The organism is Streptomyces sp. NPDC006487, assembly GCF_042870555.1.
Lineage (GTDB): Bacteria > Actinomycetota > Actinomycetes > Streptomycetales > Streptomycetaceae > Streptomyces.
On record NZ_JBIAHN010000002.1, the window covers coordinates 236,997 to 258,452 of the forward strand.

Annotated in this window: 22 protein-coding genes; 16 read left to right on the forward strand and 6 right to left on the reverse strand. The window is 70.4% G+C overall.

All coding sequences use genetic code 11. The features are described 5' to 3' along the window. Window positions 1–197: 197 nt before the first annotated feature. From ACFYM0_RS03875 to ACFYM0_RS03885, 3 genes are all read right to left on the reverse strand, one after another. Window positions 198–1,142 carry a hypothetical protein gene (locus ACFYM0_RS03875; protein WP_388496201.1) on the reverse strand — a complete coding sequence of 315 codons (945 nt, stop codon included), beginning with the start codon at window positions 1,140–1,142 and terminating at the stop codon, window positions 198–200. A 98-nt stretch (window positions 1,143–1,240) separates the two neighbouring features. Beyond that, the gene (locus ACFYM0_RS03880; RefSeq protein WP_388496202.1) at window positions 1,241–2,869 is read right to left on the reverse strand and encodes a DUF6801 domain-containing protein; all 1,629 of its coding nucleotides are present in this window, start codon (window positions 2,867–2,869) and stop codon (window positions 1,241–1,243) included. A 151-nt stretch (window positions 2,870–3,020) separates the two neighbouring features. Then, window positions 3,021–3,656: a hypothetical protein gene (locus ACFYM0_RS03885; RefSeq protein WP_388496204.1), complete on the reverse strand. Its 636-nt coding sequence runs from the start codon at window positions 3,654–3,656 to the stop codon at window positions 3,021–3,023. 740 nt (window positions 3,657–4,396) lie between these two features. Here ACFYM0_RS03885 and ACFYM0_RS03890 point away from each other — a divergent pair. From ACFYM0_RS03890 to ACFYM0_RS03950, 13 genes are read left to right on the forward strand one after another with little or no spacing between them, the layout of a single operon-like run. Continuing rightward, window positions 4,397–5,407, forward strand: coding sequence for an ABC transporter ATP-binding protein (locus tag ACFYM0_RS03890; protein WP_388496205.1), 1,011 nt, complete (start codon window positions 4,397–4,399; stop codon window positions 5,405–5,407). Continuing rightward, window positions 5,404–6,168, forward strand: coding sequence for an MlaE family ABC transporter permease (locus tag ACFYM0_RS03895; RefSeq protein ID WP_388496206.1), 765 nt, complete (start codon window positions 5,404–5,406; stop codon window positions 6,166–6,168). Before ACFYM0_RS03890 ends, ACFYM0_RS03895 begins: the two co-directional genes overlap by 4 nt. Window positions 6,169–6,173: 5 nt before the next feature. Further along, window positions 6,174–6,980, forward strand: a complete 807-nt coding sequence (locus ACFYM0_RS03900) for an MlaE family ABC transporter permease (protein WP_388496208.1) — start codon at window positions 6,174–6,176, stop codon at window positions 6,978–6,980. 1 nt (window position 6,981) lies between these two features. Continuing rightward, the gene (locus ACFYM0_RS03905; RefSeq protein WP_388496209.1) at window positions 6,982–8,235 is read left to right on the forward strand and encodes an MCE family protein; all 1,254 of its coding nucleotides are present in this window, start codon (window positions 6,982–6,984) and stop codon (window positions 8,233–8,235) included. Next, on the forward strand, window positions 8,232–9,287 hold the full coding sequence (locus tag ACFYM0_RS03910; protein ID WP_388496210.1) for an MCE family protein: 1,056 nt from the start codon (window positions 8,232–8,234) through the stop codon (window positions 9,285–9,287). The genes ACFYM0_RS03905 and ACFYM0_RS03910 overlap by 4 nt, the downstream gene beginning before the upstream one ends. Beyond that, the gene (locus ACFYM0_RS03915; protein ID WP_388496211.1) at window positions 9,284–10,330 is read left to right on the forward strand and encodes an MCE family protein; all 1,047 of its coding nucleotides are present in this window, start codon (window positions 9,284–9,286) and stop codon (window positions 10,328–10,330) included. Before ACFYM0_RS03910 ends, ACFYM0_RS03915 begins: the two co-directional genes overlap by 4 nt. After that, on the forward strand, window positions 10,327–11,355 hold the full coding sequence (locus ACFYM0_RS03920) for an MCE family protein (protein ID WP_388496213.1): 1,029 nt from the start codon (window positions 10,327–10,329) through the stop codon (window positions 11,353–11,355). The genes ACFYM0_RS03915 and ACFYM0_RS03920 overlap by 4 nt, the downstream gene beginning before the upstream one ends. After that, complete coding sequence (locus ACFYM0_RS03925; protein WP_388496215.1) at window positions 11,352–12,611, forward strand: MCE family protein; 1,260 nt, start codon at window positions 11,352–11,354, stop codon at window positions 12,609–12,611. Before ACFYM0_RS03920 ends, ACFYM0_RS03925 begins: the two co-directional genes overlap by 4 nt. Then, window positions 12,608–13,885, forward strand: a complete 1,278-nt coding sequence (locus ACFYM0_RS03930; RefSeq protein WP_388496216.1) for an MlaD family protein — start codon at window positions 12,608–12,610, stop codon at window positions 13,883–13,885. The genes ACFYM0_RS03925 and ACFYM0_RS03930 overlap by 4 nt, the downstream gene beginning before the upstream one ends. Next, on the forward strand, window positions 13,882–14,424 hold the full coding sequence (locus ACFYM0_RS03935; protein ID WP_388496218.1) for a hypothetical protein: 543 nt from the start codon (window positions 13,882–13,884) through the stop codon (window positions 14,422–14,424). Before ACFYM0_RS03930 ends, ACFYM0_RS03935 begins: the two co-directional genes overlap by 4 nt. A gap of 35 nt (window positions 14,425–14,459) precedes the next feature. After that, window positions 14,460–15,146, forward strand: coding sequence for a hypothetical protein (locus tag ACFYM0_RS03940; RefSeq protein ID WP_388496220.1), 687 nt, complete (start codon window positions 14,460–14,462; stop codon window positions 15,144–15,146). A gap of 27 nt (window positions 15,147–15,173) precedes the next feature. Further along, window positions 15,174–15,716: a hypothetical protein gene (locus tag ACFYM0_RS03945; protein ID WP_388496222.1), complete on the forward strand. Its 543-nt coding sequence runs from the start codon at window positions 15,174–15,176 to the stop codon at window positions 15,714–15,716. Window positions 15,717–15,764: 48 nt separating this feature from the next. Continuing rightward, window positions 15,765–16,454, forward strand: coding sequence for a hypothetical protein (locus tag ACFYM0_RS03950; RefSeq protein ID WP_388496224.1), 690 nt, complete (start codon window positions 15,765–15,767; stop codon window positions 16,452–16,454). A 47-nt stretch (window positions 16,455–16,501) separates the two neighbouring features. Here ACFYM0_RS03950 and ACFYM0_RS03955 read toward each other — a convergent pair whose 3' ends face one another. Beyond that, window positions 16,502–17,359 carry a DUF3592 domain-containing protein gene (locus ACFYM0_RS03955; RefSeq protein WP_388496226.1) on the reverse strand — a complete coding sequence of 286 codons (858 nt, stop codon included), beginning with the start codon at window positions 17,357–17,359 and terminating at the stop codon, window positions 16,502–16,504. A 183-nt stretch (window positions 17,360–17,542) separates the two neighbouring features. Further along, window positions 17,543–18,091 (reverse strand): hypothetical protein, encoded by a 549-nt coding sequence (locus ACFYM0_RS03960; RefSeq protein ID WP_388496227.1) that lies wholly within the window; start codon window positions 18,089–18,091, stop codon window positions 17,543–17,545. Between the two features lie 198 nt (window positions 18,092–18,289). Here ACFYM0_RS03960 and ACFYM0_RS03965 point away from each other — a divergent pair, with 198 nt between their 5' ends. Beyond that, window positions 18,290–18,631 carry a HopJ type III effector protein gene (locus ACFYM0_RS03965; RefSeq protein WP_388496229.1) on the forward strand — a complete coding sequence of 114 codons (342 nt, stop codon included), beginning with the start codon at window positions 18,290–18,292 and terminating at the stop codon, window positions 18,629–18,631. Between the two features lie 98 nt (window positions 18,632–18,729). Here ACFYM0_RS03965 and ACFYM0_RS03970 read toward each other — a convergent pair whose 3' ends face one another. Continuing rightward, the gene (locus tag ACFYM0_RS03970) at window positions 18,730–19,107 is read right to left on the reverse strand and encodes a MerR family transcriptional regulator (protein WP_388496230.1); all 378 of its coding nucleotides are present in this window, start codon (window positions 19,105–19,107) and stop codon (window positions 18,730–18,732) included. A gap of 139 nt (window positions 19,108–19,246) precedes the next feature. Between ACFYM0_RS03970 and ACFYM0_RS03975 the strand changes: the two genes are divergently transcribed. Together ACFYM0_RS03975 and ACFYM0_RS03980 are read left to right on the forward strand one after the other, a co-directional pair. Continuing rightward, window positions 19,247–20,218, forward strand: coding sequence for an aldo/keto reductase (locus ACFYM0_RS03975; RefSeq protein ID WP_388496232.1), 972 nt, complete (start codon window positions 19,247–19,249; stop codon window positions 20,216–20,218). Between the two features lie 88 nt (window positions 20,219–20,306). Then, window positions 20,307–21,443, forward strand: a complete 1,137-nt coding sequence (locus tag ACFYM0_RS03980) for an alpha/beta hydrolase family protein (protein ID WP_388496234.1) — start codon at window positions 20,307–20,309, stop codon at window positions 21,441–21,443. Window positions 21,444–21,456 lie beyond the last annotated feature (13 nt).

The following is a 21,456-nucleotide window of genomic DNA, read 5'->3' on the forward strand; positions in this document are numbered from 1 at the left end:
TCCTGCGCGCCCGGTGGGGCGTGGCGTGGCAGTGCCCTGTCTGACTGGAGGGCTCGGGCGCGTCCGTAAGGTGCGTACCTTTGTGCGGTGCTGACGCTAAGTCAAATTGCCTGTGCTGTACACCACTTGAGCACGAGCCGCGCAGGAGGGAGGGCCGGGGCGGGTGAGATAGGCCGGGAATCGGCGCTCGGTGACTGTTACTTGACGGCGGAGTGCCAGTTCCGGGCGAGCTGCGCGCCCGCGTCGGGGGCCACCGTCCCCGGGGCGTAGAGCCCGCCCAGGAAGGTCTGGGTGTTGTTGAGGGTCAGGCTGTTCTTGCCCGCCGCCGACGGCAGACCGGTCTTGAGGTTGACCGCCGCGTCGATCAGCCCGAACAGACCCAGGCCGCAGCCGCTGGCGCCGGGGACGGCGAAGGTCGTGTCGTACTGGGTGGAGCCGAGGAGGTTGAGGCGGCTCATGTCACCCTCCTCGTTCGGGCTGCCGTCACCGTTGAACCGTTCCACGCCGAACTCCGGGTAGGTGAGGTTCTTCGGTTTCAGGACGATCGGGTTGTCCTTGGTGCCGATGTAGCAGTTGCTGCCGAGGAACGGGTTCTCCAGGTGGATGCGGACGGGGATGTTCACGATCGTCTGGTCGGTGACGACGCCCGCTATCTGGTCGAAGTTCGTGGGGGTGCCCACCGACTCCAGGGTTGCGGTGATCTTGTTGAGCTTGCCGTCCGTGAGCTGCTTGCAGATGGCGGTGATGCCCGGGATGTTGCTCGGACACATCAGCCCGAGGAGGCCACCGGGCACTGTCGCGGAGTCGGCGATGATCGCCCCGGAGGCCGGCGCGACGACACTGCTGGTGCCGTCGGAGTTCTGGACGACGCCCATCTGGAGGTTGCTGTTGGCGGTGACGACCGTCGTGTTGCCGAGTTTGATGGATCCGCTGGTGGAGTAGGAGACGACGCACTGCGGTGTCTTCTCCAGGCCGTCCGCCCCCAGCATCGCCGACGAGTCGACGGGGCAGCGGGTGAAGGGACCCCACGCGCCGTTGAGGGCCGGCGTGGCGGCGGTCGCCGTGCCGAGGGAAGCGAACGCGCCGAAGGCGGTCAGCGCCGAAACGGTGACGAGCCGGGTGCGTGCGGAGACGAGTGGCATGTCGGTGCCTTTCGATGACGGGGGACGTTCAGGGTCGTGGTGCGGGGGTGCCAGGATTCCGGGGGTGCGCAGGACCTCCGGACGGTCGGTGGCAGGGGTCAGCGCTCCGGTTTGGGGACCACGTACGGCTGACGGTCCTCGGTGCACTGGCCATCGGTCGGTACCTCGACCGTCACCGCACAGGTCTGGCCCTGGATCTGCTTGATGTGGTTGCCGGGGCCGGAGATGGAGGCGGTCAGCAGCCGGTCCAGGTCTTCGCCACCCGCCCCGCAGCCCGTGAAGGCGGGGATGGTCACCTCGCCGGTCAGCGGCCCGCCGGAGGTCAGGAGGTAACCGGTGGCGTCCGTGCTGTTGATGAGCTGCCCCTTCCCGAGCATCACCAGGTGCGGGCCCGGGTACGTGGCCGGATCGGGCTCCGGAGAGCTGAGCGGGGTGTGCGTGCGGCACGACGGGCCGACGTCCAGGCGTGTGCCGTTGACCTCGACGTCCAGTACGCGCAGGACGAGAGGGGCCCGTATGTACGTCTCCGCGAGGTTGTCCGGGAAGACGAGCAGGATGTCCGAGGCCACGTTCATGGGCCCGGCCTGTTCCAGGACCATGGTCGCCGTCGTCGGGGTGAAACCGAAGGTCAGGAAGGTGGACTTGAACGGTGGTGTCTGTTTGCGGCCCTGGTAGTCGAGATAGGCCTCCGACTTCTGGAGCAGGTGCGGCGGGCTCCCGTCCGGCGGGAAGGCGATCTGCGGGTCACCCTGCTCGATCTGCACGCACGACACCGGAATCAGGGAGGCACCGCTCAGTTTGCGGACGTTGGCGTAGCCCGTGATGTACGCGTTGAGGGACTTGGCGGTCGGGTTCTTCTTGACGCAGGCCGGCGCCGGAGGCCTGGCCGCCGACGAGCCGACGTCGCCGACCTTTGGCGCCGTGCCCGTCCGTCCCTTCGCCCGTTCCGTGGGGGTCCGGGGCGCCGACGGCACCTTCGGGGAACCGGAGAACGTCGGGGACGCGGGGGACGCCGGACGCCCGGATCCCGGGCCCGCGGGGTGCGACGGGGAGGGCGTGCCGCTCGGGGCCGGGGTCGGGGCGGGAGTGGTGGTGGCCTGCCCCACCGGCACGGTGGCCAGCAGGCCGTGGCCGTCCGCGTCCTTCGCGAGGGTGCAGGTGAGGGAGAGGGACGCGGGAGTGGCGGGCGCGCCGTCGGCCGTACCAAGGGCCAGGTCGACGCCCAGGTCCGTGGCCGTGAGGGTGAGGTCGCCGTTGACGACCGCCGTCACGGCCGGGGCGTCGCCGGTGGTACTGAGCGTCAGTGAGCCTTCGGCGGGAACGGCGACGGGCCGGGCGGGGCCGGTGCCGCGCCAGAGTGCCTCGACCTTCGCCCCGCGCTGGGCGACGTCGAGGGCCAGTCTGGTCTCGGGCACCACCGTGGCGGCCTTGAGGGCCGTCAGGTCGGCGACGGCCCCGGCCGGGAGCTCGACCGTCGTGGTGACCCCGGTGGGACGGATCGCCTCGCCGGCCGCAACCCGGTCGGGGAGGGTGGCCGCGACCCGCACCGCGACGCGTTGCGGCCCCGAGGGCAGGGCGCAGTCGTAGGGCAGTTGTGCGGTGATCTCCTGCGAGCCCACCGCGGCGGCCGCCGATGGGATCAAGGGGGCGAGCGCCACGAAGGCGGCGATCGCCGCACCGCGTGCGCGGACGCGCGTTGTCCGCAGGGCGGGACGGTGGCCTCTCATGCCTGGCTCCGCTCGGGGATCGTCCGGGAACACCGACGACCGGCTTGGCCGGCCGGCGCGTCTGATCGGCGTCGTGGGTCGGCGAACGCCCGGCCGGTCCCACCGGTCGGGCGCACGGACCCGGGGAGTGTCGGCGACACTCCCGCACGCCTTACGGGTTGGAGCCGACGATGGTCGGGATGACCGTGGTTCCGGTCTTCTTGACCAGGTAGGCGCCGGTGAAGATCGGCTTGGCGCCGACCGGTACGGCGCTGCCGCAGTTGGTCGACGAGACGACGTTGAGCTCCCCGCTGACACTGGAGACCGCGAGCTTGCCCGTCGAGTTGGTGTAGGTGCCGGACGCCTTGCCCGTCACGCGGAAGACGCAGGCACCGACGGTGACCTTGGCGTCGACGTTGCCGATGTACCCCTTGGTGACGCCGGTCGCGGCGGTGTAGTCCTGGGCCACCACGGTCCACGGGGTGGTCGCGACGGTGGTCACGTTGCCCAGGACACTGGTGCAGGGGAAGCCGGTGGCACCGAAGTTGATGGCGCTGATCGAGCCGACGGTGGCAGGGTTGCCGGTGGCGCTGGCCATCGAGCCGGAGGCGCCCGACTTCGTACACGTCATGGCGATGCCGTTGACGCTGAGGACGATGTTCCCGCTGTTCGTCGCCGTGAAGGTCGAGGGGGACGGGTTGACGGTCCACACGGTGGACGGCACGGCCGATGCCGGGCCGGCCGCCAGGAGGAACGCTGCGGTGGCGGCACCGGTGACGACGGCGAAGTTTCTGATGCTCTTCTTCATGACTCTGGGACTCTCCTTGGGGATTGACCGGCAGAGGTGGGCCGCGCCTGTGCAATAGGGGAGACACAGACGGCCCGCGGCTCGGTGTTCCTCGGCCGCGACGCTGACGTTACTTGCGGGAAACTTGGCTGAACAATGGCGTAGTTCAAGATTCTTTGAAGAGCCCGCATTAACTGTTCACCGGGTGAGCGGTCGCCTGCGTCGCATTAGCCCGCGGGTGCGCAATGTCGATAATTCCGGTCGATCGCACACCGCACTGCCACATCTTTCCGCCCGGCAGAGGGTTCGCATCGCGATATTCGAAGGAAACGCTCTCCCGCATGACAAGTGAGCGCATGCATATGTAATCCGCGTGACAAGCGGTGCGCGGACGCGGGTGATCTCGCGAAAAACCCGGAACCTGCATATTGCCGTCGGATGTTACCCGGCCGTAGCGTTCCGGGTGCGACGCTCGCCCCCTGGTTGGCGGCCACCGAAGGCAGGAGTCCTGACGGGCGGGTCCGGCCCCGCCTCCCGGCAGGACCGGCCCCTTCTCGGCGGGGTCCCGCGGGTCCGGCTCACGGACCTACGGGGCCCCGTTGTGTCTCTCCGGACACAAAGGGCGCACCCGGCTTTGTTCACGCGGTGACAAATTCCGGGCCGCCGGGCCGAATCGGTGTCACACCTATTGTCCCGGTGATCGTGAACGACTTAACGTGCGGCCCGAGACGGACTCGCGGCACACGCCTGCTGGAGGTGGTATGGGAATCGAAATAGCTGTTGAGGGTCTGACCATGTCCTTCGGCAAGCAGAACATCTGGCAGGACGTGACCCTGACGTTGCCCGCGGGGGAAGTGAGCGTCATGCTCGGCCCTTCCGGCACCGGGAAGACGGTGTTCCTCAAGTCGCTCATCGGTCTGCTGAAGCCGGAGCGGGGACGCGTCCTGGTAGCCGGAGTCGACATGGTGAACAGTCCCGAGCGCGACATTTACGAGGCCCGCAAACTCTTCGGGCTCATGTTCCAGGACGGCGCTCTCTTCGGGTCCATGTCCCTCTTCGACAACATCGCCTTCCCCCTGCGCGAGCACACGCGGAAGAAGGAGTCGGAGATCCGCCGGATCGTCATGGAGCGCATCGACGTCGTCGGACTCCTCGGGTCCGAAGGCAAGCTCCCCGGCGAGATCAGCGGCGGTATGCGCAAGCGGGCGGGGCTGGCCCGCGCGCTCGTGCTCGACCCGCAGATCGTGTTGTGCGACGAGCCGGATTCCGGCCTCGACCCCGTCCGCACCGCCAACCTCTCGCAGTTGCTGATCGACCTGAACGCGCAGATCGACGCGACGATGCTCATCGTCACCCACAACCTCGACATCGCCGCGACCGTCCCCGACAACATGGGGATGCTCTTCCGGCGCAAGCTCGTCACCTTCGGCCCGCGCGAAGTGCTGCTCACCAGCGACGAGCCCGTCGTGGCGCAGTTCCTCGCGGGACGGCGCGAAGGCCCCATCGGGATGTCCGAGGAGAAGGACGAGGCCACGCTCGCCGCCGAGGCCGCCGCGCCCGGCCCCGCACCCACCACGCCCCGGGTCATCGTCCCGCAGCTGGAGCCCTCGCCCGGACTGCCGCGGCGCCGGGCGGTCCTCAGGCGCCGCGAGCGCGTACTCGCCCTGCTCGACACACTGCCGCCCGCCGCGCGCGCCGCCATCGAGGACACGTACGCCCCCGGGGCTCAGACTCCGACCCTGCGCCTTCCGGCCACCGGGAGCGGCTCGTGATCACGGGCGCGCTGCGGCAGACCGGCCGGCTCTTCGCCCTGGCGGCAGAGGTGAGCCGGTCCGTCTTCCGACGGCCCTTCCAGTTCCGGGAGTTCGTCGAGCAGTTCTGGTTCATCGCCAGCATCACGATCCTGCCCGCCGCACTCGTCTCCATCCCGTTCGGCGCGGTGATCGCCCTCCAGGTCGGTTCGCTCACCCAGCAGCTGGGCGCGCAGTCGTTCACCGGAGGCGCCAGCGTCCTCGCCGTCATCCAGCAGGCGAGCCCGCTCATCGTCGCCCTGCTCATCGCCGGCGCCGGCGGCTCCGCCATCTGCGCCGACCTCGGCTCCCGCAAGATCCGCGAGGAGCTCGACGCGATGGAGGTCATGGGCGTCTCCCCCGTCCAGCGCCTGGTCGTGCCGCGGGTGCTGGCGACGATGGGCGTGGCCGTGCTCCTCAACGGCCTGGTGTCCGTCGTGGGCACCCTCGGCGGCTACTTCTTCAACGTCATCCTCCAGGGCGGCACCCCGGGCGCCTACCTGTCCAGCTTCTCCGCGCTCGCCCAGCTGCCCGACCTCTACATCAGCGAGTTCAAGGCCCTGGTCTTCGGGTTCATCGCGGGCATCGTCGCCGCCTACCGCGGCCTCAACCCGCGCGGCGGCCCCAAGGGGGTCGGCGACGCCGTCAACCAGTCCGTCGTCATCACGTTCATGCTGCTGTTCTTCGTGAACATGGTGCTGACGGCCATCTACCTCCAAATCGTCCCGCCGAAGGGAGGCTGAGGCCGATGGCCTCCCCGTTCGTCTGGCTCGACCGGTCCGGTGACCAGTTCCTGTTCTACGTCAAGGCGCTGGCCTGGATCCCGCGCACGCTGCGCCGCTACCTCAAGGAGGTCCAACGGCTGCTGGCCGAGGTGGCCTTCGGTTCGGGCGGCCTCGGTGTGATCGGCGGCACCATCGGTGTGATGATCGCGATGACCCTGTTCACCGGCACCGTAGTCGGCCTCCAGGGGTACGCGGCCCTCGATCAGATCGGCACCGCCGCGTTCACCGGGTTCGTCTCCGCCTACTTCAACACCCGCGAGATCGCGCCCCTGGTCGCCGGGCTCGCCCTCTCCGCGACCGTCGGCGCCGGCTTCACCGCCCAGCTCGGCGCGATGCGGATCAACGAGGAGGTCGACGCCCTCGAGGGCATGGGCATCCGCTCGATCCCGTACCTGGTCACCACCCGCATCATCGCGGGCGTCGCCGCGATCATCCCGCTCTACGCGATCGGCCTCCTCTCCTCCTACGTCGCCTCCCGCTACGTGACCGTCCTGTTCAACGGCCAGTCCCGGGGGACGTACGACCACTACTTCAACCTGTTCCTCTCCCCCACCGACGTCCTGCTGTCGGTCCTCAAGGTGCTGATCTTCAGCGTCATGGTGATCCTCGCCCACTGCTACTACGGCTTCCGCGCCTCCGGCGGTCCGGCCGGAGTCGGCGTCGCGGTGGGCCGGTCCGTGCGCAATGCCATCGTGATCATCAGCGTCACCGACTTCTTCCTGTCGCTGGCCCTGTGGGGCGCGACCACGACCGTGAAGGTGGCGGGGTGAGATGAGCAGCCCACGTGGTGAGACCCTGAGTCGCCGGCTCGCCGGAGTCGTCTTCCTGCTGGTACCCGCGCTCCTGGTCTGGCTGGCGATCGCCGTCTACGACAAACAGTTCACCGCCAGCACCCCGATCACCGTCGAGACGGGCAGCGTCGGCAACGAGATGCACCCGGGCGCCGAGGTCAAACTGCGCGGTGTCGTCATCGGCGAGGTCCGCTCCATCGACGCCACCGACTCGGGTGCCCGCCTCACCCTCGCCATGAATCCGGCCACCCTCGCCGACGTCCCCTCCGACGTGCGCGCCCAGATGCTGCCGACGACCCTGTTCGGCGAACGCTTCGTGGCGCTCGTCCCGCCGCCGACGCCCTCTGCGAAGCCCATCGACGCCGGGGCCGTCATCCCCGAGGACCGCTCCAGCAACGCCGTGGAACTCCAGCAGGTCCTGGACAACGTCCTTCCGATGCTCACCGCCGTCCAGCCGCAGAAGCTCTCCGCCACCCTGTCCGCGGTCTCCCGCGCCCTCGAAGGACGCGGCGACAAGCTCGGTGCCACGCTCGCCCAACTGGACTCCCACCTGGAGAAGTTCAACCCCGAACTGCCCACGCTCAACCGCGACCTCCGGGAACTCGTGAAGGTGAGCAACCTGTACGCGGACGTGGCCCCGGACATCGTCAGCGCGCTCACCGACTTCACCATCACCAGCGGCACGCTCGCCGAGAAGGAGAACGAGCTGGCCGGCACCTTCGGGGCCACCACCCGCACCGCCCAGGACCTGACGGCCTTCCTGCGCCAGAACAAGGACAACATCATCCGGCTCAGCGCCACCGGCAGGCCGACCCTGGAGCTGCTCGCCGAGTACTCCTCGTCCTTCCCCTGCACCTTGCGCACCCTCGCCGAGTTCGTGCCCGCCATGGACAAGGCGCTCGGCAAGGGGACCGACCGGCCCGGCCTGCACGTCAACGTCGTCACCGTGCCCTCACGCGGCGCGTACGTACCCGGCCGCGACACCCCCTCGTACACCGCGGGCGGCGGTCCGCACTGTTACCCCGTGCCCTACCTCGGTGTCCCGGTGGCGCCCGCCGCGCGGGCCTCGGCGGCGGCCGAGCAGAACCTCGGGCCCGCCAACTCCCCGCAGGAGAACGAGTTCCTGAACGAGCTCCTCGCCCCCGCGGCCGAGAAGCAGCCCGGCGACCTGCCCGACTGGAGCAGCCTGCTGGCCGGACCCGCGTACCGCGGCACGGAGGTGATCCTCAAATGACGAACGACCTCGCCCACACCCGACGGCGCCCCCTGACCGGCCCGCTGGTCAAGTCCTTGATCTTCGTCCTGGTCACCGCCCTCGCCACCACCGTGCTCGCGCTCAGCATCGCCAACACCGGCGTGGGCTCCGGCACGCGCTCGTACAAAGCTCTGTTCACCGACGTCACCGGGCTCATCGACGGGGACAGCGTTCGGATATCCGGCGTGAAGGTCGGGGAGGTGACGGACGTCCGGGTCGTCGACCGGCGCACCGCCCAGGTCAGCTTCAGCATCCGCGACGACCGCACGCTCCCCGGCTCGGTGACCGCCTCCGTGAAGTACCTGAACATGGTCGGTCAGCGCTACGTGGCCCTCGACCGGGGCAGTGGGGACGTGGACGGCGTCCTGCGGCCCGGCTCCACCATCCCGCTGGACCGAACGAAACCCGCGCTCGACATGACGCTGCTCTTCAACGGGTTCAAGCCGCTCTTCGAGGGCCTGTCACCGGGCGACGTCAACGACCTCGCCGGGTCGCTCGTCCAGGTCCTCCAAGGCGAGGGCGGCACGGTCGACAGCCTGATCCGGCACATCGGTTCGCTCACGCAGACCGTCGCCGCCAAGGACCGGGTGATCGGCCAGGTCGTCACCAACCTGAACGTCGTCCTGGACACGCTCAACACCCGCGAGGCCGCCTTCGGCGACCTCGTCGTCACCCTCCAGAAACTCGTCACGGGCTTCAACGACGACCGCAAACCCCTCGGCAAGGCCGTCCAGGCGATGGGCGACCTGACCACCGTGACCGCGGGACTCCTCGAGGACGGGCGCGCCCCCCTGAAGCAGAGCATCGGCGAACTGGGCCGCCTCTCGAACACCCTCGGCGACCACGCTCCGCAGATCGAGGACTTCCTCACCAGGACACCGGCCAAGATGACCGCCCTGGCACGGCTGTCCTCGTACGGATCGTGGTTCAACCTCTACCTCTGTGAGGCCCGCGTGAGCGGTGTGAGCACCTCCGACGGCTCCACGCCGCCGACCGGCATCGTCGTCACGGAATCGAGGTGCCGCGGATGAGCCGCCCGCCCAGGTGGACCCCCGTCAAGGCCCGCAACCCCGTCGCCGTAGCCGTCGTCGGACTCGTCGCGCTCGCGCTGATCGCCGTCCTCGCCTACAACGTGGACCGCCTGCCGTTCGCCGGCGGGGGCACCGCCTACAGCGCCGACTTCACCGAGGCCGCCGGCCTCGGCACCGGCGACGAGGTGCGCATCGCCGGGGTCAAGGTCGGCTCGGTCACCGGGGTCGCCCTCGACGGGCCCAAGGTGAAGGTGACGTTCGAGGTCGGTGACGCCTGGGTCGGCGACCGTTCCACCGCCGCCATCGCCATCAAGACGCTGCTCGGCGACAAGTACCTGGCCCTCGACCCGCTGGGCTCCGGCCGCCAGGACCCCGGCAGCCGCATCCCACTGACGCGCACCACGTCCCCGTACGACGTGACACAGGCGTTCCAGGACCTGAGCGGCACGGTCGACGCCATCGACACCAAGAAGCTCGCCGAGAGCTTCGAGACGATCTCCGACACCTTCAAGGACTCGCCGCCGAACGTGCGCAGCGCCGCCACCGGCCTGTCGGAACTGTCCAGGTCCGTCTCCAGCCGTGACGCCCAGCTGTCCCAACTCCTGCAAGGGAGCCGGACGTTCACCAAGACGCTGGAGGGCAAGAAGTCCAGCTTCGAGACGCTCCTGGAGGACGGCGGCTCACTGCTCGGCGAGCTGAAGGACCGGCGCGACGCCATCCACGCACTGCTCACGGGCAGCCGGGACCTGGGAACGCAGCTCAGCGGCATCGTCGACGACAACGACCGCCAGTTGGGCCCCACCCTCAAGGCCCTCAGCCGCGTCACCAAGGTCCTGGAGAAGAACAGCAGCCAGCTGGAGAAGACCCTCGCCCTCGTCGGCCCGTACTACCGGCTCGTCGGCAACACCCTCGGCAGCGGCCACTGGTTCGACAGCTACCTGTGCGGAGTCGTCCCCCGGAACTACCTGCCGGAGGCGTCACAGCCCAAGACCGGATGCCGGCCGCCGCAGCAGAAGGCGCCGGCGAAGGGGGGCGGTGCATGATGACCACACCCAGAAGGCCCCTCGTCATCGGGCTCGCCCTCGTGGTGCTCGCGGCCTGCGGCCTCGTCGCCGTACGCTTCCTCGAGTCCGACGGCACCCGTGTCACCGCCTACTTCGACCGCGCCGTCGGCGTCTACGCCGGATCCGACCTGAGGATCCTCGGAGTGCGCGTCGGCGAGGTCGAGTCCGTACACCCCGAAGGCACCCGGGTACGCGTCCGTCTCCGCGTCGACGAGGGCGTACGCGTCGCGGCCGACGCACGTGCCGTCATCGTCGCCCCCAGCATCGTCGCGGACCGGTACGTCCAGCTGACTCCGGCGTACGGTTCGGGCCCCGCCCTCGCCGACGGTGCCCTACTCGCGGCGTCCCGCAACCGCACCCCCGTCGAGATCGACCAGCTGTACGCCTCGATCACCGAGCTCGGCAAGGCCCTCGGACCCGACGGCGCCAACGCGACCGGCGCCCTGTCCGGCCTGCTCGAAACCGGCGCCGAGAACCTCCAGGGCAACGGCGACGCGATCGGGACGTCCATCCAGGAGTTCGGCAAGGCGGCCAAGACCCTCGACGGCAGCAGCGACGACCTGTTCACCACCCTCAGCCAGCTCCAGACGTTCACCACCATGCTCAAGGACAAGGACGGCGACGTCCGCACCGCCCAGGAGCGCCTCGACGACGTGGTGACCTTCTTCGCCGACAACAAGGACGACCTCGCGGGCGCCCTCACCGAACTCGGCAAGGCCCTCGCCCAGGTGAAGACCTTCATCCAGGACAACCGGGGCGAGCTGAAACAGAACGTCGACCGGCTCGTCCCCCTCACCCAGGCCCTCGTCGATCAGCGCGCCTCCCTCGCCGAGGCTCTCGACGCGGCCCCGCTCGCTGCGGACAACGTGGTGGGTGCGTACAACGAGAACACCCGCACCCTCGACGGCCGGGCCAACCTCAACGAGATCAGCATGGGCGGACCGCTGCTCCCGCTGCCCGTGGCCGGCGGCTCCTCGGCCACCGGCGGGAAGGGGGACCGGTGAAGCGCCGCGCACCCTTCACCGGAAGGGCCGCCGGGGCCGGGATCGGCGGGGCCGTCGCCCTGGGCGTGGCCTTGGTCCTCGCCGTGACCATGCTCCCCAGAGACCTGCCCCGCTTCGACGGCATCGAGGACCTGCCACTGCCCGGCGGCGCCGATCTCGGCTCCCACCCGTACACGGTCACCGCCGAACTCGCGGACGTGCTCAGCCTCGTCCCGCAGTCCGCGGTCAAGGTCAACGACGTCGCCGTCGGCCGCGTCACCGAGATCCGCCTCGGAACCGGAGACTGGACGGCGCGCGTCACCATGAAGATCAACGGCGACATCCGGCTGCCTGCCGACGCGAGCGCCCGCCTGCAGCAGTCGAGCCTGCTCGGCGAGAAGTTCATCGAACTCACCGCACCCGCCAAGGACACGGGCGGCGCGCGTCTCGCCGACGGCAGCACGATCCCGCTCGCCCGCACCAGCCGCAACACCGAGGCCGAGGAGGTCTTCGGCGCCCTGTCGTTGCTGCTCAACGGCGGCGGGGTCAACCAGCTGAAGACCATCACCAGGGAGCTGAACTCCGCGCTCGGCGGACGTGAGCCCGAGGTCCGCTCCATGCTGGAGCGGGTCAATACCCTCGTGACCAACCTCGACGCGCACCGGGACGACATCACGCAGGCGCTCGACGGGGTCAACCGGCTCTCCGCGACCCTCGCCGAGCGGAAGAAGGACGTGGGAACGGTCATCACCAGCCTCTCCCCCGGCCTCAAGACCCTGGAGAACCAACGGGGTTCGCTCCTGACCATGCTGCGCGCCCTCGACACGCTGTCCGGTGTCGCCGTCTCCACCATCAACGCCGGCAAGGATGACATGGTCGCCGACCTCAAGGCCCTCGCGCCGACCCTGAAGGCACTCGCCGACGCCGGCGCCGACCTGCCCGACTCGCTCCAGGCGCTGCTGACGTACCCCTTCACCGACGAGGTGATGCGGGGCATCAAGGGCGACTACCTCAACACCTACCTCTACATCGCCGCGGAACCCGGCACCCAGGTCATCCCGCCGCTCGTCCCGCAGACCACGCCGAGCCCGACGCCCACCCCGGCGACCGAGCCCGGCGCCACCGCCCGCGAGGGCGCGTCCGGCGGCCGGGCCACGAGGCCTCCGTCCCCGCTGCCGCTGCCGCCCGTCCAGAGCGTCGGCCCGGCCGGGCCGGCATCCTCCCCGAGCGCACCGGGCACCGCCACCGGAACGAAGGACGGAGGGAAGACCCGGTGATCACCCTCGCCGTACGGCTGAAGAACCTCGCGTTCCTCGTCATCGCCGTCCTCGTCCTCGGCTACCTCGGCATCCACTACGCCGACCTCGGCCGCTACGTGGGCGTCGCCGACTACTACACCGTCAACGTCCACCTCGCCCGCACCGGTGGCCTGTTCCCCCACTCCGACGTCACCTACCGGGGCGTCTCCGTGGGGCGCGTCGGCGCCATCGACCTCACCGCCGACGGGGTCGTGGCCCGGCTGCGCATCAAGAAGTCGGCCGCCCGCGTCCCCGCCGACGCGAAGGCCGTCGTCGCCGGGCTCTCCGCCGTGGGCGAGCAGTACATCGATCTGCGGCCCGACGGCGACCAGGGCCCCTACCTCGCGGAGGGGGCCCGCATCGAGCAGGCCGACACCGAGGTCCCCGCGCCCGTCACCGACCTCCTGTCCAGCATGAACGACCTCACCCGGTCCGTTCCGCTCGACTCGCTGCGCACGGTCGTCGACGAACTGGGCAAGGCGTTCGAGGGGCACGGCGACGATCTCCAGGCCCTGATAGACGGCGGCAGCGCCTTCGTGCAGGCCGCCGACCGCTCCCTGCCCGCGACCACCCGCCTCATATCGGACGGAGAGGTCGTCCTGCGCACCCAGGCCGAGGAGGGCCGGGCCATCCGCGACTTCGCCACCGGGGCACGCGAACTCGCCATCACCCTCAAGGGATCCGACGGCGACGTACGGCGGCTGCTCTCCGTCACTCCGGGCGCGGCCACCCAGATCAGCGGCCTCCTGCGCGACCTCGACCCCAGCCTCGGCGTGGTCCTCGCCAACCTGCTCACCACCTCGGAAATCGCCGTCACCCGGCAGCGCGGCACGGAGGAGCTCCTCGTGAAGTTCCCCGCGGCCGTCTCCGCGGGCGCCACCACCGTCGACGGAGGACGGATGAACCTCGGCATGGCCGTCACCTTCTTCAAGCCCCTGCCCTGCACTTCCGGCTACGGCGGTACGCGCTACCGCAACGGCCTCGACCTCGGCACCGCACCCGCCCTCAACACCGGTGCCTCCTGCGCCAGTCCGGCCTCGTCCGGGACGAACGTCCGCGGCTCCGCGAACGCCCCGAAGGGCGGCCCCGTCCCCACCCCGGCCCAACCCGGTTCGCTGCCCTCGGGCAGCGCCGGGTCCGCCGCCTCGCCGGGCGCGCCGGCCCTGCCCGGCGCGCTCGCACTGCCGGGCCAGAACGGCGGGCCCACCGACATGGCCGGGCTGCTCGGCCTCGGCGCCGGGAGCGGCCGGTGAGGCGGGCACGCGTCCTGGCCGGCGCCGGACTGGCCGTGGCGCTCGCCTTCTGCGGGACCGGCGCCTGGACGTACGCGCGGGCCCGTACCGACGACGGGCTCGCCTTCAGTCGGGAGCGGGACGCCGTCCTCGCCCAGGGCCGCGATCGCATCGCGGTGCTCAACACCCTGGACGCGTCCACGCGTGAACACGCGGAGGCCGGGATCAAGGCGTGGCAGGAGGCTTCCACCGGGCCGCTGCACACCGAACTGGGCGCCACCCGGCCTGCGGTGGGCGCCTCGGCTCGCGCGGCCGTCACCGAAGCGGCCGTCACCGCGCTGGACACCCGGGCGGGTACGGCGAAGCTCATCGCGACGCTGCTCGTCGACGTCACGCCCCAGGGCACCTCGAAGACGACGAGTGACCGCAAGCGGCTCGAAGCCGTCCTGGAGCGTACGGGCGACGCCACGTGGAAGGTCAAGGCCCTGAGCGCCGTTCCGGTGGCGAGCGCGGACGCCGCCGGTTCCGGTACCGCTACCGGGGAGAGCGAGGCGAAGTGACACGGCTGCTGCGGAAAACGACGGACAGACACTCGGTGGCCCCGGCGCCGGCGCCGGAGGTGGCGGACGTGGCAGGAGGGCCGGAGGGCCCGGAGGGCCCGGTCGCAGAAGACACGGCGGTGGGGTCAGCAGGCGTGGCGGCCGGCCCCGGTGGGGAGGATCCGGCCGACCGCGCCCCATCGGAACCGGCCGACACCGAGGCGGAGGCGACCGGACGCACGGGCGGCCGATGGCGGAAGGCGGCCTTCGCGGCGGCCGTCGCCGTCCTGCTCCTGGGCGGAAGTGCCTTCTTCCAGGGCGCGCATCACCTGCGCTCCACCGCCTCCGCCCAGAACCGTGCCCTCACCGACACCGCTGCGACCGACCGGGTGAGCGGCGAAGTCGGTGACGGCCTGGCCAGGATCTTCTCCTACACCCCCACCGGCGCCGACGCCACCGAGAGATCGGCTCGCTCGGTGCTCGCGGGGCGGGCCGCCAGGCAGTACGGCGACCTGTTCGCCCAGCTCCGCGCGAACCTGGAGACCCAGAAGATCACCCTCAGCACGCAGGCCGTCCGCACCGGAGTGATCGAACTGGACGGGAACACCGCTCGGCTACTGGTCCTCCTCGACCAGACCTCACGGCGGGACGAGGGTGCCACCACCTCGGCCGCGGCCCAGCTCACCGTCACCGCGCGGTTCCACGGTGACCGGTGGCAGATCGTCGACATCAAGGCCCGCTGAAAGATGAGCGGGAGAGAAGAGCGCCCCATGACACGCACGGTCCGTGCCCGCACGGGCACCCGGCCGATCCTGGCCGCCGCCCTCGTGCTCACCCTCCTCACGGGCGGCTTCGCCGCGTGGGCGGCCCAGGACTGGTACGGGGCAAGCCATGACGAGTCCGCCGCGTACGCCGTCCAGCGCGACCAGGTGCTCACGGCGGCGGAACAGGCCGTGCAGAACCTCAACACCCTGGACCACGCCAAGGTGGACCAGGGGCTCGACCTGTGGGAGTCGTCCACGACCGGCGAGCTGCACGACCAACTCGTGCAAGGAAGAGCGGAGTTCACGAATCAGGTCAAGGCGGCGAAGACCGTGACGACGGCCCGGGTGCTGTCGGGCGCCGTGACCGAGCTGGACGACCGGGCAGGGCGGGCCAGGGTGCTGGTCGCCCTGCGCATCACGGTCAAGGCGGCCGACGACAAGAGCAGCGACAAGGACAGCCGCATGCTCGGTGAACTGACCCGCACCGGGAGCCACTGGAAGCTCAGCGCGCTGGGCCAGGCCCCCGTGGGCGGCACGGCGACCGGCTGACCGGCCGCCGTACCGCGAAAGCCGCCCGCACCCGAGAGGACACGCACGATGTCGACGACCCGCCACCTCATCAACCGCCAGCGCCGCCGTCAGGCCGTCGGCAACCAGCCGGTCCCCGCGGAGCGCGCGACCGCCGGCGCGCGACGGCAGGGGGCTCCGGAGTCGGTCCAGGAGGCTGGTGTGACCGGCACGGACGGGGGCGGAAGGAAGTACCTCACCCCCCTCCTGATCCTCTGCGCGCTCACCGTCCTCCTCGGCGCCTTCGCCGGATTCGCCCACAGCCGGGCCTCCGCGCTGCGGGACGATCCCGTGCGCGAGAACACCGCGCTCACCGACCTCGCCCGTACGAGCGAGATCAAGGGGCAGACCGCCAAGGCCGTCGCCTCCCTCTTCTCCTACGACCACGCGAAGCCCGCCGCCTTCGAGAGCGCGACGAAGACCCTGCTCACGGGCAAGGCCGTCACCCAGCACCGGGCGCTCTTCGGTGACGTCCTCGCCCAGGCCGAGAAGCAGAAGTCGGTGATCACCACTGCTGTCACGGACAGTGCGGTCGAGCGGATCGACGGCGACCGGGCACGGGTCCTGGTCTACGCCGACCAGAGCAGCGTGAGCACGGCGGGGACCGAGAAGCAGAACGCCCAGAACCAAGGCGTGTACGCGGGCGCGATGCTCGCCCTCGACCTGGTGGACCGCGACGGGCGCTGGCTCGTGGAGGGGATCGACACCTTCGGCCGCTGAGCTCCGCCGCCGGGCTCCGCACGGGTACGACCGTGAAGACCGGGCTGCTACAGCAGGACGGCGCCCGCGACGGTCGTCGCCGCACCGAGGAGCAGGCCCAGGATGACGAAGACGATGTCTTTGACGGAGGAGAGGCGGGAGGCGGCAACGTCCAGGGTGAACTTCTCGGGGTCGCCGGGCACGTAGTGGACCGCCAGTTCCCGGCCGTACGCGGCGGCCGGGTCCTTCGGCGGAGTGGGGAGGCGGGCAGTGACGGTCGTTCCCTCACGGGTCGTGAAGGCGATGACCGAGGCGTAGCTGGTCCAGGTCCCTTCGTTGTCGTCATGGACGGACTTGGTGACGGCGATCAGACGGCCCGGAACGCTGACGGCTTCGGCCAGCTGAGCGGCCTCCCGGCGCGCCAGACCAAGGTCGTGGCGCAGGACGGACACCATGGCGACGGTCAGCGGCCCGCCGGCGCCGAGCAGTGCCCACGGGTAGCCGTGGCGGATCGCGGTGTCGGTGACCAGCGCGGCGTACAGCAGGAAGACCGCGAAGTTCGGCCAGCCACGCCCGCTCAGGCCGTCCTCGAGCGTGTAGGTGACCTCGAACCGGTGCGGGTCGCCGGGCGGGTGGAGCACCGCGACCTCTCGGCCCACCCATACCGTGTCCAGCTGGATTCCGCGCTCACCCTCGTACCCCAGGGTGAGCTCCTGCCCTGTGGCGGTGTCGGGAAAGGCGATGACCACGGGTATCCCGGCCGTGCCGGGGGCCCCGTGTGCGGGAGCCCGCACCTCGACGATCCGCCCGGTCACCCGAACCGCACGCTGTCCACGGGTGGCCCCGGCCAGCGACCATCCGTACCCCAGCAGCGCCCATGCGCCGCACACCGCGCAGGCCAGCAGCCGGATCACCTGCCAGTCCATGACCGGGCCCCCTGTTCGTCGCCGAGCGCAAGATCTACCACGCCCGGGCGACAGCGGTAAGTGGTCCGGCCAACCGTGTCCGTACGCGGATTCGGCTCTGGAGCGCCCCCTCGGAATGCGTGAGGGGGTGGTGGCGCCGCGGCGCCACCGCCCCCACACGTCATCTCATCTCACATCACTGCTTCAGCGAAGGCCCGCCTGGTTGCGCGAGGTGACCTTGCCGTTCTCGAAGAAGAAGCTCGCGACGCCGAAGGTGCTGCTCTGCTCGCAGTCGTAGATCGCCATGGTGTCGGTGCGGGACTGCGACTGGGCGACGCGCACGCAGGTGCCCTTGCCGGCGATCTCGTGCATCTGGCTGATCGTGCTGCCGACCTTGATCTTGCCGTACTTGGTCTTGGTCATCTTGCCGTTGGACTCCAGGCCGTCGAGGTAGACCTGGCCCTTGATCTCCAGCTTGCCGTTCACGAAGTCGAACGTAGCGCTGCTGTAGGGCTTGTTGCCCTTGCACTCGTAGTGCCGGAAGGCAACGCCGCCGGAGTCGTCACGGCTCTTGAGCTTACAGGCGCCGCTGTCGGCGATGCTGTGCATCTTGGCCGTGGTGGTGCCGATCTTGATCAGGTCGTACTCGGCCTTGCTGATGGTGGCGGTGGTGGCAGCGCTCGCGCTCGGCGCGGCGACGAATGCCAGGCCGGCGGCCAGCACGGGCGCGGCGAGCAGGTGCATGCGGGACATCGGGATCCCCCCAGGATCATCGTCCTGCGAATTCAGGACTTGATCATGGTGCCAAACCCGGACACACGGATGAAAGTCTTCCGGTTGTCGCAGTTTCAACGGACGCGTGGCGCGATTCTTACCGGCTGGGCAGCCGGGGGTAATGTCGTCCGGTCACGGACGGCAATCGGATCGTCCGTTCAACCCAGGGGAACCAACATGACTGATCTGAACTCGCTGCGGGCAAGCCTTGCGTCAGGTGAGCACGAGTTCGCCGACACCTTGGCTTTCGTCGCCGCGCACTACGCGTATCAGCCCCAGGCGTTCCGCAACGGGGACCTGGAAAATGCCGCGGGCGAGAACGAAGGTTCCTGCAAGACGCTGGGACTCGCCCTGCTGGAAGGGCTGAGCGACCAAGAGGCGCTGCTGGCTTTCGGTGAGCACTACCGCAGCGTGCTGGCGACGCCGAACGACGCCGATCACGCCAACATTCGCAACCTCATGGCCCATGGCCTGGCAGGGGTGGCCTTCGCCGGGCAACCGCTGGCCCGCAAGAGCTGATCAGCGAGATCCTTCGTGAAGACGTTCAGGGCCGCGGCGCCGGTGATCTCCCCCATTTCCCCGTCGCCGTAGACCTGGACGACCTGGACGAGGACGACTCAGTTCAATGCCCGGCGGTAGAAGGCGATCTTCTCGCGGACGTGGGCCTGCTGTCCCCGCAGGTGGACGATACGGTCCTCCACCTGCGCGTCGTGCTGTTCCAGCAGGGCCAGGCGCTCGGCGAAGGTCCCGTCACCGTCGCGGACGAGGGCGGCGAACCGACGCATCTCGGCGATCGGCATCCCGGTGTCACGCAGGCTGCGCAGCACGGCCAGCCACTGAAGATCGTGCTGGGTGAAGCGGCGGTGGCCGGTGTGCGAGCGGTGGACGGCGCCCAGCAGGCCGATGCGTTCGTAGTACCGCAGGGTGTCCAGGCTGAAGCCCGACCGCTCAACCGTCTCGGCCGGGGTCAGGTACTCGGTCGTGGGTGCGCTCATGCGGAGATCATGCCATCGGCGACAGCGGGGCGCCGAGTGGTTTGACCTGGACCGCGCTCCAGGTGGCACCGTTCCTTCCGCGGCTCCCGGCTTCCCACGCCGACGGCCCGGCCGCACCCCCTTCCGCAGAGGAACTCCCATGCGTTTTCGTACCCTTGGCCTGCGCGCGGACGGCACCCCCGGCCCCACGGTGAGCGCGCTATGCCTCGGCACCCTGCCGTTTGGCACCCGCATCGACGAGCAGCGCGCGATCGGCCTGCTGGACCGGTTCACCGAACGTGGCGGCACCTTCATCGACACCGCCAACTGCTACTCCTTCTGGCTCGACGGCGCGAACGGCGACGAGAGCGAGCTGGTGATCGGACGCTGGCTCGCCGCACGTGGCAACCGGGACGAGGTCGTGCTGGCCAGCAAGGTCGGCGCCCGTCCCACCGGCCCCGGTGAGTGGCCGGGCACCGCGGAGGGCCTGTCGGCGGCGGCCGTCCGGGCCGGCGTCGAAGGGAGCCTCAAGCGGCTCGGCACCGACCGGCTCGACGTCCTGTACGCGCACATGGAGGACCGCCGGCCGGCGCTGGCCGAGACGGTCGCGGCGTTCGGCGGACTCGTCGCCGAAGGCACCGTCGACGTCCTGGGCGTCAGCAACCAGGTCACCTGGCGCATCGACCGGGCCCGTGCGCTGGCCCGCCGGCAGGGGGTGGCCGGATACGGCTGCGTACAGCAGCAGTACACCTACCTCCGGCCCCGGCCCGGCGCGACCTTCGGTTCCTGCGAGCACGCGACGCCGGAGCTTCTCGACTACGTCCGCAGCGAACCCGGCGTCACGCTGCTCGCCTACACCTCGCTGCTGGCCGGCGCGTACACGGACCCCGCCAAGCCGCTCCCGAGCGCCTTCGATCATCCGGGCGCGGTGGCCCAGTTGGCCGCGCTGCGCGACGTGACGGCCGAGACCGGAGCGACCGCCAACCAGGTGGTCATCGCCTGGCTGCTGGGTGGCGACCTGCCCGTCCTGCCCGTCGTGGGCGCCTCGAACGTCGCCCAGCTCGACGAGGCCCTGGACGCCGTTGAGCTGGATCTGACCCCGGCTCAGCGCGCCCACCTCGATGACGCGTAGCGGCCGGACCATCTAGGCAGATTGGTCCAGACCTTCTAGGGTGAACCTCCGTCACATCCCGCTGCACGTAATCGTCTTGGAGTGTTTGATGGTCTCGCGCCGGTCCCTCCTGGTTCTCGCCGGATTGAGCGCGGGGGCGGTCACCCTGCCCTCCGTGCCCGCGCGGGCCGCCGGGCAGGTCATCGATCTCCCCGCTCCCACCGCCCGGCAGCCGGTGGGCACCATCGACCTGCACCTGGTCGACCACGATCGTGACGACCCCCTCGCGCCGGACCGCAGGGCGCGCGAACTCATGGTGCAGCTCTGGTACCCCGCGCTCACCACCGCCGGCTGCCGCCGGGCCCCGTACACCACGAGCCGGGTCGCCGCCGCCCTCGAGGCGGGCCTGCCCCTCACGGCAGGCACCCTGGGGGCCGTACGTCCGCACGCCCGGACCGGCGCACCGGCCGTGCCGGGCGCGCTGCCGCTGGTGCTGCTGGGACACGGGCGCAAGGGCGGCCGCAGCAATTGCACCGCCCTGGCCGAGGAGCTCGCCTCGTACGGGTACCTGGTCGCGGGCATCGACCACACCTACGACGCGGCGGTGGTGGAGTTCCCCGACGGTCGGGCCGTCCACAGCGTGCTTCCCGAGGAGTCGGACGACTGGGACCGCCAGGAACGCCTCGAGATAGGCGCGCGCGTCGGTGACCTGCGGTTCGTGGCCACGGCCTTGACCCGTCGGCGGCGGGGGCCCCGCGCGGACGCCGGCAGGATCGGCGTCGTCGGGCATTCCATGGGCGGAGCCGCCGCCGCCGAACTCCTCCGGGTGGACGACCGCTTCACCGCCGGGGTCAATCTCGACGGCGCCCTGTTCGGCTCGCCGGTGGCCGATCTGGGGCTGGATCGACCGTACCTACTGCTCACCGCACTGGAAGACCACGACACCTGGAGGCGCTGGCGCGAGCACCAGCGCGGATGGGGCCGCCAGCTGCGGGCGCGCGGCACGGGGCACCTCACCTACACCGATCTGCCGCACTTCGCCGTTCCCGGCGGACTGGCGGAGTCCTGGCCGGCCGACCTGTACGCCGAACTGCTCGGGACCCTGGATCCTGCCCGCTCGACGGAGCTGATCCGGACCTACACCCGCCTGTGCTTGGACCGGTTCCTGAAGGGCCGGCCGTCCCCCCTGCTCAACAGCCCCTCCCCGCGCCACCCGGAGGTCGACTTCCGCTGGACCCGCGGCTGACGACGGCGGTTCC